10 protein-coding genes, 5 tRNA genes and 1 riboswitch are annotated in these 12,730 nt (G+C 46.4%); of the genes, 11 read left to right on the top strand and 4 right to left on the bottom strand.

Going from position 1 to position 12,730, the window contains the following annotated elements:
* Window positions 1–200: 200 nt before the first annotated feature.
* Window positions 201–1,913, bottom strand: a complete 1,713-nt coding sequence (locus SWOL_RS09035; RefSeq protein ID WP_011641140.1) for an IS1634 family transposase — start codon at window positions 1,911–1,913, stop codon at window positions 201–203.
* Window positions 1,914–2,254: 341 nt separating this feature from the next.
* On the opposite strand from SWOL_RS09035, the gene SWOL_RS09030 reads away from it, so the two are divergent.
* The 9 genes from SWOL_RS09030 (at window position 2,255) to SWOL_RS14925 (ending at window position 8,328) form a co-directional block, all read left to right on the top strand.
* Window positions 2,255–3,589, top strand: coding sequence for an acetyl-CoA hydrolase/transferase family protein (locus SWOL_RS09030; RefSeq protein ID WP_011641139.1), 1,335 nt, complete (start codon window positions 2,255–2,257; stop codon window positions 3,587–3,589).
* A 20-nt stretch (window positions 3,590–3,609) separates the two neighbouring features.
* On the top strand, window positions 3,610–4,833 hold the full coding sequence (locus tag SWOL_RS09025; protein WP_011641138.1) for an outer membrane protein assembly factor BamB family protein: 1,224 nt from the start codon (window positions 3,610–3,612) through the stop codon (window positions 4,831–4,833).
* A gap of 204 nt (window positions 4,834–5,037) precedes the next feature.
* Window positions 5,038–6,576: an S-layer homology domain-containing protein gene (locus SWOL_RS09020; protein WP_207635282.1), complete on the top strand. Its 1,539-nt coding sequence runs from the start codon at window positions 5,038–5,040 to the stop codon at window positions 6,574–6,576.
* Between the two features lie 439 nt (window positions 6,577–7,015).
* A tRNA-Gly gene (locus SWOL_RS09015) sits at window positions 7,016–7,089 on the top strand.
* Window positions 7,090–7,096: 7 nt separating this feature from the next.
* Window positions 7,097–7,173: transfer RNA gene (locus SWOL_RS09010), tRNA-Arg, on the top strand.
* Between the two features lie 24 nt (window positions 7,174–7,197).
* Window positions 7,198–7,274 (top strand) — tRNA-His (locus SWOL_RS09005).
* A 47-nt stretch (window positions 7,275–7,321) separates the two neighbouring features.
* Window positions 7,322–7,396: transfer RNA gene (locus SWOL_RS09000), tRNA-Gln, on the top strand.
* Window positions 7,397–7,407: 11 nt separating this feature from the next.
* A tRNA-Lys gene (locus SWOL_RS08995) sits at window positions 7,408–7,483 on the top strand.
* A gap of 443 nt (window positions 7,484–7,926) precedes the next feature.
* Window positions 7,927–8,328, top strand: coding sequence for a 6TM ABC transporter family protein (locus SWOL_RS14925; protein ID WP_011641136.1), 402 nt, complete (start codon window positions 7,927–7,929; stop codon window positions 8,326–8,328).
* Between the two features lie 209 nt (window positions 8,329–8,537).
* Here the strand turns inward: SWOL_RS14925 and SWOL_RS08985 are convergent, their stop codons facing one another.
* Genes SWOL_RS08985 through SWOL_RS08975 form a run of 3 tightly spaced genes read right to left on the bottom strand, consistent with a single transcriptional unit; the run spans window position 8,538 to window position 10,011 of the window.
* The gene (locus SWOL_RS08985) at window positions 8,538–9,245 is read right to left on the bottom strand and encodes an amino acid ABC transporter ATP-binding protein (protein WP_011641135.1); all 708 of its coding nucleotides are present in this window, start codon (window positions 9,243–9,245) and stop codon (window positions 8,538–8,540) included.
* Window positions 9,242–9,829, bottom strand: a complete 588-nt coding sequence (locus tag SWOL_RS08980; protein WP_011641134.1) for an amino acid ABC transporter permease — start codon at window positions 9,827–9,829, stop codon at window positions 9,242–9,244. The genes SWOL_RS08985 and SWOL_RS08980 overlap by 4 nt, the downstream gene beginning before the upstream one ends.
* A complete protein-coding gene (locus SWOL_RS08975; protein ID WP_155814189.1) occupies window positions 9,811–10,011 on the bottom strand; it encodes a hypothetical protein in 201 nt (66 codons plus the stop codon). Before SWOL_RS08975 ends, SWOL_RS08980 begins: the two co-directional genes overlap by 19 nt.
* A gap of 416 nt (window positions 10,012–10,427) precedes the next feature.
* Window positions 10,428–10,581, top strand: a riboswitch (cyclic di-AMP (ydaO/yuaA leader).
* A gap of 162 nt (window positions 10,582–10,743) precedes the next feature.
* On the opposite strand from SWOL_RS08975, the gene SWOL_RS08970 reads away from it, so the two are divergent.
* Window positions 10,744–11,817, top strand: coding sequence for an ABC transporter substrate-binding protein (locus tag SWOL_RS08970; protein ID WP_155814188.1), 1,074 nt, complete (start codon window positions 10,744–10,746; stop codon window positions 11,815–11,817).
* Window positions 11,818–12,726: a betaine/proline/choline family ABC transporter ATP-binding protein gene (locus SWOL_RS08965; RefSeq protein WP_011641132.1), complete on the top strand. Its 909-nt coding sequence runs from the start codon at window positions 11,818–11,820 to the stop codon at window positions 12,724–12,726.
* Window positions 12,727–12,730: the final 4 nt, after the last annotated feature.

Genomic DNA, 12,730 nt, shown 5'->3' with positions numbered 1-12,730 from the left:
TAAGTATATATCTCCAAATTTATACTGTTCTAAGCATTCTGCATCTGCCAATTCCGCCACATCTACATTAACCCCCATTTTTTCCTTACTGGTGTATACTCCCGTCTTTGACACTTAGAGAAGAGAAAAGAGCTCGCAAACCCCTAAAGTAAGGAGTTTGCGAGCTCTTTATGCATTAATTAAAAGTGAGTAATATTTGTCTAAGACTTAGTAGCTTTAAAAATATTTTTCATCTGTCGCATGGTGAGTATCTGGTAGTCAGTACGGAAGCCAAAAGCATCATGAAGGCTGTCGGTGAAGTCCGTTCTCATATAGGTGGGGACGAACCCCTCCCCCTTGACCTCATAGAAATTCATGTCCCGCAGCCCCTGAACGATCTCGCTGCACGTGTACTGCTCGCCCAGCTTCTTCTCCAAGAGTCGGTAGACCACCAGCGCGATAAAACATGTAATGAAATGCGCCGTTATCCTGTCGTCGCGGCTGAGGTATACCGGCCTAGCCCTAAACTCGCTTTTCATGATTCTGAAGCATTCCTCGATCCGCCAACGCCTCCTGTTTACCGTAAGGAGGGCAGCGGTGTCGCCGTCAAGGTTGGTGCAGACCGCGTAGAAGCCATCAAAAGCCTCCTCTTTCTGGATGACAGAATTATCGATTTCATATACCGCCTTGCTGGCGACCTCCCCCTCTGGGGTGATGCTGGTTTTCTTGATAAAACGCTTGTAGTCGTTTTGGTTCACCTTCTTCAACTTGCCCAAATTCGTATCAAGGACTTTGCGGGCACGCTCAATTTGGGCGTTCCTGACCTTACGCTGGTAGTTTTGGTACTTGAGCGAAAAAGACACAATAAGCTTCTGCTCCAGCCCATCCTCCACAATCCAGCGTTCCTTGTAAAAAATCTTTTCCAGGTCTTTTTTCTCATCAATCTTGTCCAGACTGTATATGGAGCTGTCGTCCGGGAGGTGCCAGCCCTCAGGGCTCAATGCCCATTCCTTTAGGTGCTTCTTCAGTTTCTTGATCGATTGCGTAGTGATAAAAGCTCGCTCGCCCTGGTTGTTGAACTGCCGGTTGCTATTGGAGGCGAGCCCGGCATCGGTGCAGACGATGAACTTGGAGCAATTAAAGTCAGACAGTATTTTCTTCTCCAGCGGCTTTAGAGTCAGCTGCTCGTTAGTATTGCCTTTGCCGATATATACAGCCAGGGGCACCCCGTCCCCATCCATGAAAAGCCCCATCTGGACAATGGGGTTGGGGCGATGCTCTTTGGAGTAGCCGTATTGCTTGATGCCTGACTCCTGCTCTATTTCGAAGAAGTAATTGGTGCAGTCGTAGTACAGCACCCGGGTGTTCCTCTTTGATACTGCCAGGCTGTTGGAATAAAGGGACGCCTGAATAGAGTCAGCCTCTTTGGCTATTATCTCCAACGCACGGTAGATTTGGTGGAGGTCAAACGAGGGCTGCTCCATGAACCTTGATGAAAGTTGGTAGGTAGAAAGCTTGGAGGAAGGGTAGATAACCCTCGCGTAGACAAGCCTGGATAGGATGGAATTCAGGTCGTAAGAGAAATTGTACTTCTTAGCGATAGCCCAGCACATTTTATCAAGCTTCAGTTCGTGATATATCTTCTGCAAAAAAAGGTACCCGCCGTTGAATAAGCGCTGCTGGCCTTTGTCGATAATCTTGACCGGGGAATACTTGACCAGGACTTCGCGTTTGTTCAGCTTTTCCTTCTCGTTAAGCTTTGCGATATACTCCTTGGCCCACTCGATAGGATCCCTGCCATCCAGCTTTTTATTAAGCTCCTCGACCGTGCCGAGACTTTCAACGACTTTAGAAGAATGGATACCGTTTTCGTAGGTGGATTTAATGACATAAAGGGAAGTGGAGTTCTTAGACTTGGAAATTGACAGCCGCATATTAATGCCTCCTTTCCCTCTAATTATCTCACATTACTCAATATTACTCAATAATATTTATGAAAATTTGACAGAAAAAAATAAAGAAAGCCCCTATTTCAAAGGCTTCCTTGCTTCCTCGTTTTTATTCAAGTGTCAAAGACCCGGCTGAAAGCTTGATACATAAGTTATTTTTAAGTATATATCTCCAAATTTATACTGTTCTAAGCATTCTGCATCTGCCAATTCCGCCACATCTACATTAACCCCCATTTTTTCCTTACTGGTGTATACTATTTATTGAGAGTTAAATTTCTACAACATTAGTAATATTTTTTGTAGCAAGAAACGGAGGAATGAATGTGACAGTTGTGAAGAAATTATCTCATGCTGGTTCCTGGCGGGAAGACTACCGGCAAAAGCTTTGCTCAGCGGAAGATGCTGCTGCCTTGATAAAAAACAATGACATAATTGCTATGGCGGGAGGGACATCCATCCCCAAAGGTTTTGCAACAGCGCTAAGCAAGCGAGCCCGGGAGTTATTCAATATTACTCTTCTCCAGGGCTTTTCTCTTTGTAATTATGAATTCATGCAGCCTCAATTCAAAGAACATATTCATATAGAAACTTCTTTTGTTGGGCTTACAGAAAGAAAATGCATTCAAATGGGACTGGCGACTTATGTGCCCATTCATCTACACAAGTTGCCTGCGTGGTTGGATAACAGAGGACCTAATGTTGCAGCCCATGCGGTGACTCCGCCGGACGAAAACGGTTATATGAACCGTTCCTGTTATGCTGGTCTATGTCACCGGCGAAGTCTTGAAAATGCTAAAACAGTTATTGTTGAGGTTAATCCTAATACGCCCTGGTTATGTGGTGATGATTTCAAGCTTCATGTATCTGAAGTCGATTATATAATTGAAAACCCCTTTGAGATGGAAGAAATAAATGATATTCCTATAAGCGAAAACGAAAGTCAGATAGCTGCTTTCGTAGCGGATATGATTCCTGATGGCAGTACCATTCAACTGGGACTGGGGGGCCTGGCGAATGCTGTAGGACATTTATTAAAAGAAAAAAAGGATTTGGGGCTTCATGCCGAAGTAATATCTAATTCGATGATGCAACTTATGAAACTGGGGGTAATAAACAACTCCCGGAAGAATTTTTACCCGGGTAAAGCTCTGGGTTGCTTTGCTGTAGGTAACCGGGAGCTTTGGAAATATATTGATCATAATGAAAACTTCTGCTTCCGTGAGGTTGACTATATTAATGACCCGCAGGTAATTGCTCGTAACCACGGTCTGATTTCGGTCAACAATAGTTTAATGATGGATCTTACCGGGCAGGCAGCTTCCGAATCGATAGGTTCTTTCCAATATAGCGGTACCGGGGGACAGGTGGATTTTGTACGCGGAGCGGGACTATCTCCGGGAGGGAAAAGCATATTATCTTTAAACTCAACCTACAAAGGCAAGGATGGGAGAATAGGTTCGCGAATAGTGCCCGTTCTACCTGAGGGAACCGTAGTCTCTACCTCCCGCAACGAAGTGCAATATGTAGTGACCGAATACGGGGTGGCCAATCTCCGCTGGCAGAGCATAAGCGAGCGGGCGAAGCGGCTTATTGCTATAGCCCACCCTGATTTCCGGGACAGTCTTCGCTTTGCGGCCAGGAAGCACGGCTGGATATAGTAGGCATGGGGGTAAATAAGGTGGAGAATAAAGAGTTGATAAGGGGATTTTATAACAGGATAGGAATTGCCTTATTCGTGGTATTTTTCCTGTTGCTGGCTTTCCCGGCAAGCGGTGAAGCAGCCAGCAAGCTGGAACAATTTCCTGCGGCTAAAGAGGCCGGGCAGCCGGGCCAGTTGTTGTGGAAGCTGTCAGGGTTAGGTAAATTAAGTTCAGATATCATCTTTGCTCCCAATGGCAACCTGCTTTTTCCCTCTAACAATAAATTGAATTGCGTTAATCCCGAAGGGAAACTGATATGGGAGATGCAGGGCAAAGGGAAGGGCATGCTGGGAAAACCGATTCTGACCGAAGCCGGAGGTGTTTATTTCGCCAACGGGTCCGTCATCCAGGAGGGCAAATTGAACGGAGCTCTGGGTTGGGATTTTTCCGTCTATGCTGATGGGAAAGCACAGAAAACACCCTTATTGGCCCGCGGTCCAGGAAACATATTATACTTGCCCTTACCTGACGCCCTTTATGGGGTCGATACGGTGGGACACTATGTCTGGATGCTTTCACCCTGGGAATCTTCAGACGGTAAAACCAGTAAGTTAATTAATCCCAGAACATTTTTGGCCTGTACTGCTGATGAGCAGGCTTTTTATCTTGTTTTCGGGGACAAGGCGGGCAATTACAAACTGGCGGCCATAAATGCCCAAGGGGAATACCTGTGGAAATACTGGTTGGGGGATATAAGCTCCGCTTTTCTTTTAGCAGATAATGAAGGAAAACTCTATGCCAGCGTGAATTTTAAGAAGGCAGCGCAGGGCAGCAAGGGAGGAAAACTGAACCAGGCAAAGGTTTACTGTTTTAAGAATAGCAGTGGCAATTCCCCCATCTGGAGCAATTCTTTCTCAGTGGCTAACCAGGTAACAGCGCCGGTACTGGGTAATTCCAAAACCCTGTATTTTACAGGTGGCAATAAGCTTTATGCTCTTGATACGGAAAAGGGCAAAGTCCTTTGGGATACCCCGTTGCTCAAGCTGGTATCCACCCCGGCTGTAAGCCAGAATGGTTATATTTATGGAGGCAGCAGTGACGGCGACCTGTTTGCGGTTAAGCCATCAGGGCGTTTAGCCTGGTTTCGCCAGCTGGATGGGGCGGTGGAGAGAGCCCCTTTAATAGGGCCGGATAACTTTATTTATGTTCATACCGCTAAAGGAAGTCTTTATAAAATCAAGGACAATTTTAAGGAAAGTTAATAAGAAAAGTGAGAAGTACTTTTATCATCGCTGTTTGTACGGCAGAAGACAAATACAAATAATGAGGTGAAGTCTGAAAGAAATTCTTTCATCATGTTTTGTGCCTGAGCGTTAGCGAAAGGAATGGTGATAAATATAATTGTTTTTAAGCAAAAGCCAAAGTGGAAAAGAGCAATAATGGCAAACTTGCTGGTTTTATTTCTGATGATTCAACCAGTGAGTTCAGTTATGGCTTTTAGTGATATGGAGGGGCATTGGTCCAAACCGGTAGTTACCCGGGCAGCTACGCTTGATTTCATTAAGGGTTATCCTGACAATAGCTTCCAGCCGGAAAAGGAAATCAGCCAAATGGAAGCCCTGGTTTTATTTATGCGGGCCGTAGGTCTGGGTAATGAAAAAACTACCGCCAAAACAAGCAAAAAGGAAGCTCCCCGGCCGCTTAAAGCTCCGGAAGTACCCTGGGGACAAAACTATATGGATACGGCGGTTAAAAATGAACTGCTAGATGATAAATGGATATCTTCCTTTCAGGCTGATCGCCCGGCTACCCGGCTTCAGGTAGTTTCCTTACTTTGTCGTCTTCTGCAATTGCCGCTTCCAGATTCCGTCTCTTCCGGACAGAATGCCTTTTCCGATCTAGACAACACTTCCTCCGAATATATTCCATATATAATAGCTTTATCCCAGGCCGGTATTATGAAAGGCTACGAGGATGGCACTTTTAAACCTGAGCGCAGTTTAAAACGCAGTGAGGCCGCGGCTCTTTTGAGCAGTTTAATGGAACAGAACTGGGTTAAGACAGATGCTTCCAGGATACTGGAAGGCTGGGTAGAAAAAATCATTGTAGATAAAAATAAAAGCGAGATAGAACTACGCTCTCTTTCCGGAGTGAAAAAAGTAAAGGTCGATCCTGGCCTGCAGTGTTTTGCCGGAGCAGGAGAATGCCAGTTGCGTGATACTTTAGACTACCGGGCGGAGGTTTTGTTGAACCAGAAAAAGCAGGCCGCTTGCATCTCTATAATCGAAAAAAGGAAGTTTATTGCTGTTGAAGATAAGATAACAGGTACCGTCAAATCAGTCTTAATAGGTTTAGACAGCGTACTGGTACTAAGGGATTTGAATTGCGAGGAAAGACGGCTTCCCTTGTCCTGGGGGGCGCTTATTGATAGTGAGGGTAAAGCCAAGGCTAAGGATTTTACTTCTTTGAAGCCGGGTACTTTTGTCACTGCCCAGCTGGCAGAGGGGCAGGTGCAAAAAGTAACGGTTTTAGAAACCAAAACGATTTCCGGTACTATTCAAGATTTAAGCGGGCGCAGGCTAACCCTGGCGAAAAAGGGCTCCAGCTCCCAAATCGGTAAACCGGAATGGTTTAATTACTGGGATCGTGCCCGGATGGTGGACAAAGATGGACGAGCTATAGGTGGGGTTTCAAGAGGTGATGCTATAAAGGTTACTTATCTCGATCCCAACCCCGGGGAAATAGATGATGAAATACCTTTGGAAATAATGCTTAGCTCCCGGCCGGCCCTGAAAAAAGTCAAGGCTGAGGTGGAAAAGCTCACTATCTTGGACAATTATTATAAGTTGACCGTAAAAAAGAATAAAGTCTATGAAGTGGATAAAACGGTGCAGGTTTATTCTTCCAACGGTGGTGAGATTCAATTCAATAGTCTTAATGCTGGCGATAAGGTAGAAATGGAAGTTGACGGAGCCGGGGTGGTAATGAAGATTATCCTTTTGTAATAGTTGCAAATCCTTTACATCAGCCTTTAACCCGTTCGATTTTCATGCAAAAGCCATCCTCTTGGAATGAAACGCCAACAGGATGCGGAAGCTGTCCAGATATTTATCTAAATCCTCGGCGGACGCGATTTTGTATGATTACCATAGTCCAACGGCCTTGCTGTATGGCTCCAAGTACACCCCCTTTTTTTTCTTACTATTTATTCCATAACATTACATTACAATTATAACGAGGCGAGTTGCTTATCAAAGCCGGAGAATAAATTTATACTTTTTCACAGCTCTCTGTTCGGCGTTAGGATACAGTTTTATATCGAGATATGTGATTTCATGTAGTTTTCTACTTGCCAGGATGCATATTTAGTATTATTATTGGATATCGTAAGGCTAATTTCTCACTTGAAATGGTCTGACAGAAAAGTTATAATACTCTTTGCGGGCGGGTGTAGCTCAGTGGTAGAGCCCCAGCCTTCCAAGCTGGTTGCGAGGGTTCGATTCCCTCTACCCGCTCCATATTTATGTCCCCGTAGCTCAGCTGGACAGAGCAACGGCCTTCTAAGCCGTGGGCCGGGGGTTCGAATCCCTCCGGGGACGCCACTTAAATTGTCCGGCCTTTACATGGTGGATGTAGCTCAGTCGGCTAGAGCACCAGATTGTGGCTCTGGGGGCCGTGGGTTCAAGTCCCATCATCCACCCCATTTTACCCTTGACAGCCCGGTAGTATCTTAGATATACTCAGTACCGTTGGGGTGTAGCCAAGCGGTAAGGCAACGGACTTTGACTCCGTCATTCGTTGGTTCGAATCCAGCCACCCCAGCCATATATTATTAAGGGCCATTAGCTCAGGAGGTAGAGCACCTGACTTTTAATCAGGGTGTCCCAGGTTCGAGTCCTGGATGGCTCACCATCGAACAGATCGGGCTTTGAGCATGTTCTCAAGGCCCGTGTTTTTTGTATTTTGACCATAATTTGACCACAAATATGGATAAATTTTGGGTTCCGATGATTGGTTCGAAGAATTACCGTTCCATGCTTGATAAACCAGCATTGGAGCTTCCGGATTATTACACCTTAATAAAGATAGATTGCTGCCTAAACAATAAGATCACAGGGCAATAAGCTGTTAGCGCAACTTCATTACTTTTAGCAATATTGGGAAAGATATACGGTAATTGCCTTTGCAATAGCTGCTGCTACTATGAACGATGCAAAAATAGTTACCGGTGATCCTGAAATACAGTTGGCAAGCTCAAAGCTGGGTTTTAAATTAATGTGGCTCCCCCCCAAAAAATAAAATGGCCAGCTGTTTTATTTACGCCTTAATCCCATAAGCGCGTCAACCTTACCCGGGTGCAAACGCGCGATGCGGACAAGCTTTCCGCCGCTACGGTTTCCGGCATTGAAATGATCGAAACCATTAAGGCCAGCGGCGCGGAAAACGGCTATTTTGAAAAATGGTCGGGCTATCATGCCAGCGTCAACACCCAGTCCGTCAAATTTATCCGGCTGAATCAATACCTGGGCGCGGTGCCCGGCCTGGTCTCCTCCCTGGTGAACACATCCCCTCGTCACAAATTCGCCCGGAAGGTTTCACATAATAAGCTGTACTCTGTTGATTCCGTCTTCATAAGCTGTAGAAATATTCTTTGCAAAGTTCTCTATAATAGCAAGGGGTATGCTACCGGCGGCAGCGGCAAACAGATCATAGGCCGGGCCTTCAAACTCCGCCTGTACGGTAAGCTCTGTGGTTAGCTCCGAATACTCCAAGGTAAGTGCGATGCATGCACTGGGAAAGGCGTCGAGCAGAATGCTGGAAAGCAGTTCCTCACAAACCAGCTGAACGTTCTTGATCTTCTGGTCGGCAAAGATCTGCCTGGTTAGAAAACTTTCTACCCGGGCGTTAAGCTCGTACAGGTCAAAGCTTTTTCCCGGGACTTCGTAAATAAAGGAAGTTATCTTTTTTATAAAAGCCCTGGTCCTCGGTTTTTGGGGTAAATCAAAGACTGGGCGGGTGAACCATCCTCATAAATACCTTTTTCGTCCATGTAGAAAACCCGGCTGGATACATCCCGGGCGAATTTCATCTCATGGGTCACAATCATCATGGTTAGCCCGTCTGCGGCAAGCTTGCGAATAACGGCCTGAACCTCACTGACCATAGTGGGGTCGAGGGCGGAGGTTGGCTCATCAAACAGCACGATTTCCGGCTGCATGGCCAGGGTACGGGCAATGGCAGCTCGCTGCTTCTGTCCTCCGGAAAGTTCATCGGGAAACGCTATGGCTTTTGCGCCCAGCCCGACCATTTCAAGATATTTCATCCCTTCTTCATATGCCTGTTTACGGGGCACCTTCAAAAGACTGACCGGAGCCAGCATAATATTCTCAATAATCATAAGATGAGAAAAAAGGTTAAAGGATTGAAAAACCATGCCCATCTTCTGCCGGAGCTTGGAAACATCAGCATTGCGGCTAAGAATATTTTGTCCGTCTATGGTAATTTCGCCTCCTGTCGGTCTTTCCAGGAGATTGATACAGCGCAGAAAAGTTGATTTCCCACAGCCGGAAGGGCCTATAATAGAAATGACCTCGCCTTTATTTATTTCGGTACTGACATTTTCCAGTACCCTTAAATTTCCATAGCTTTTTGATAAACCCTTTATTGTTATCATGCAGACACCTCCTTTTCCGCCAAGCTTATGGCCTGAATGCCTTTTATCATCCGTTTGCGGCGTTTCGGATCAATTTGAATCTCCACCCGGCCCATCAGGTAAATAAACAGATAGGTCAGTACAAAGTAGATAAAGGCTGTGGCGAAAAGCGGAAAGAAGGCATCAAAGGTACGGCTGCGGATAATATCGCTCATTTTGGTAAGATCCTGTATAGCAATGTACCCAACCACCGAGGTCATCTTTACCATGCTGACAAATTCACCCTTATAAATCGGAAGAATATGCAGCATCGCCTGGGGCAGCGTTACCTTAAAGAATCCGGCATATTGGGAAAAGCCCAGTGCATATGCGGCTTCCAGCTGTCCCTTGTCGGTAGCGTCAATAGCCGTGCGGAAGATTTCTGCAGCATAAGCCGAAAAATTCAGGGAAAAGCCGACAACCGCAATTAATACCGGATCAATATCCACTTGCGCAAACAGTATGTAATATAAAATCATCAGAAGCAGCACAATAGGAATGCCCTGCACCAAGCGAATATACACCTGGGCGATTCCCGACAAGGTTTTCAGGTGTGAGCGGCGCATGGCGCAGCAACTTCCTCCGGTGGGGTTCCTTCCGGGACACCGATGATATAGCCGGTTTTGTTCAGGTCACTGACGCTTTTTATGTATTCAGTCTTCTGTCCGGAACAGGCGGCCACAAGAAAGATAAGGACACAGCTTATCAATATAAGTATGGTTTTCCTCACATTTTTAATACACTTCACTCCCCTATCCGGCATAATGTTAAGTATTTCCAGAATGTATATTAGAATTATAAACTAATTAGATGGGATTAATCGAGGGAAATTTTTAAAAGCATGGAAGAAAATGCAGAGCAGTTTCCACACAGTGCTGCAACGAGGTGGGGGGTTAGAACCCGCCACCTGTTTGGTTAATAGGCGCCCGCTTGGCGGGGATATTTTCACCTCGTTATATTGTATGCATTGTATGCAATTTATAGCGTGCTTCTCTTTTTACTATTCTTTCAATTCGTTTTTAGAATCATTTTGGTAAGGATTTCTAACTATATAAGACCCAATCGCCCGGTTTTACTGGTTTTCCCTTCTGAACCTGGCAATATGCTGGAATTTGCGACTTGACTTGAAAAAATAAGTAGCCTAGGCTATTAATATAAAATAAATTTATAGGCAGGCCGAAGTTTCTAGTATAGAAACGCGGGGAAACCATTTTTGGGGCGAGTTTCCGGTTCCTGGAGTAATGACGGCCAGGAAGGGGATAGGGCTAACCCGAGCCCGAGCCCGTCAGCTAACCTCGTAGGCGACACGGGTGTTGCAGGTTTTTATCTCATAAACCTTAAACATAGTTTGGATAAGTATAATCCAGCATAATCCAGGTTCCGCATTTGGCGGAGGGAGTTTTTTGCTCTCTCCTTGCTTTGTATTCCTGGCCCCACAAATTTATCCGTTTTTCTTGCCTGCCGGTAAGGAGTTTTTTCTATGCAACAATTACAAATCTTTTTGCGCCGCTCAGGCAGCAGGTGCTTGCTTATGTCGTTTCTGCTATTACTCTGCTTCTCCCTTTTTTTAATGGGATGTTCAAAGACCGGGGGAGATAGCGGAAGCCAGGACGGAAGCGACAAGCCCAGGCTGGTTCTGGTTGATGTTAGCTGGGATAGCATCAAAGTGCATAACCGGATAGTAGGCTATATTCTGCAACACGGTTATGGCTATCCCGAACCGGAGTACTTATTTGCGGAAACCCTGCCAGCTCTTCAAGGAATGGTAAAGGGAAATATCGATATTTACATGGAGGTTTGGGCTGACAATATCGAGGAAGCCTGGAAAGAGGCTCTGGCTTCAGGCAAGGTGAAGAACCTGGGCCCCAATTTCCCGGATGCTCCGCAGGGATGGTATGTACCGACTTACATGATAGAGGGGGATGCGGAGCGGGGGATAGAAGCGACTGCACCCGATCTTAAGAAAATCAGCGATCTGCCTCGTTATTGGGAACTGTTCAAGGACCGGGAAGTTCCGAGCAAGGGACGCTTTCACAATAGCCCTCCAGGTTGGAGTTGTACCAGCATAAACGGGATAAAAATAAAGAGCTATGGTTTGGATAAGAATTATAATAATTTTATTACCGGTTCGGACCCGGCTCTGGTAGCTTCCATGGTTTCCGCTTATGAAAAGGGTGAGCCCTGGTTTGGCTATTACTGGGAACCAACCTGGGTAATGGGCAAGCTGAAAATGACCCGCTTGGAAGAGCCGGATTTTGATGATGCCGTTTGGCAGGATGAAAGCAACCGGGCTTGCTCCTATCCGTCCGCTCAGGTCTTAATAGGAATTAACAGCGAACTGGAGAAAAGAGCTCCGGAAGTGGTGGAATTTTTGCAGAAATATGAAACCAGCCTGGAACAAAATAATGAGTTTCTGGCCTATATGAGTGACCACAATAATGATGAAAAAGCGGCTGCCGTCTATTTCTTGCAGAAGTACAAGGATGAATGGCACGGCTGGGTTCCAGCCGATGTAGCTGCCAGGGTGGACCAGGCTTTGGAAGAGGTGAAGTAGATGGGGATGCAGGATTTTAACCTGCTTGAAGTTGATCGACTTTGGAAAGTTTATCATAAAACGGAAAAAGCCTTGGACTTGTCTGATCCTGTGGCCATAGAAAAGGCTGAAGCTGCTGGAGCGGTAATTGCGGTTCGCGATGTTTCATTTCAGGTTAAACGAGGTGAGGTCTTCGTTATTATGGGGCTTTCCGGTAGTGGAAAATCAACCCTGATTCGCTGCCTCACTCGCTTGATTGAGCCCAGTGCGGGGGTTATCAGGGTAAGAGGAAAAGAGGTCACTTCTATGGATGCGGAAGAGCTAACTGTCTTTCGCCGGGGGGAAGCGGCCATGGTCTTTCAGCATTATGGTTTGTTGCCTCATCGCAATGTATTGGAAAATGTAGCCTTTGGGCTTAAATTAAGAGGCCTGGCGCGTGAGCTGCGGGAATCCCGGGCTCAGGAAGCGCTGAGGCAAGTAGGCCTGGCTGGTTGGGAGAAAAAATACCCGCACCAGCTTTCCGGTGGCATGCAGCAGAGGGTGGGTATAGCCCGGGCCCTGGTTCAGGATACGGACCTGTTGCTGATGGATGAACCCTTTAGTGGGCTGGACCCTCTGATTCGCCGGGAAATGCAGGATGAACTGATCAAGCTGCAGAAGGAGTGGCAAAAGACCATTATTTTCGTAACCCACGATTTGGGCGAAGCCTTGCGCTTAGGTGACCGCATGGCGGTAATGGGCGCGGGGGTATTTGTTCAGGTAGGACGGCCTCAGGATATAGTAATGCATCCGGCTGATGAATATGTGCAGCGTTTTGTGCAAGACGAGCAGCGAATCGCCCAATTACTGGATAAGGGCCGGGTGAGCCGGGTGCGGAGCATCGAAGCCCATGCCAGTACCCGGGTGGGGAAAGTCGCTGCCGGGAGGTGATAAT

Origin of the sequence: Syntrophomonas wolfei subsp. wolfei str. Goettingen G311 (genome assembly GCF_000014725.1) — a bacterium.
Classification (GTDB): Bacteria; Bacillota; Syntrophomonadia; order Syntrophomonadales; family Syntrophomonadaceae; genus Syntrophomonas; species Syntrophomonas wolfei.
This window is presented reverse-complemented; position numbering and strand designations above follow the sequence as displayed.

Coding starts and splice junctions, on each gene's coding strand:
- SWOL_RS09035 (WP_011641140.1), bottom strand. CDS start 1,913: ATGCGGCTGTCAATTTCCAAGTCTAAGAACTCCACTTCCCTTTATGTC.
- SWOL_RS09020 (WP_207635282.1), top strand. CDS start 5,038: ATGATTCAACCAGTGAGTTCAGTTATGGCTTTTAGTGATATGGAGGGG.
- SWOL_RS08985 (WP_011641135.1), bottom strand. CDS start 9,245: ATGATAACAATAAAGGGTTTATCAAAAAGCTATGGAAATTTAAGGGTA.
- SWOL_RS08980 (WP_011641134.1), bottom strand. CDS start 9,829: ATGCGCCGCTCACACCTGAAAACCTTGTCGGGAATCGCCCAGGTGTAT.
- SWOL_RS08970 (WP_155814188.1), top strand. CDS start 10,744: ATGCAACAATTACAAATCTTTTTGCGCCGCTCAGGCAGCAGGTGCTTG.
- SWOL_RS08965 (WP_011641132.1), top strand. CDS start 11,818: ATGGGGATGCAGGATTTTAACCTGCTTGAAGTTGATCGACTTTGGAAA.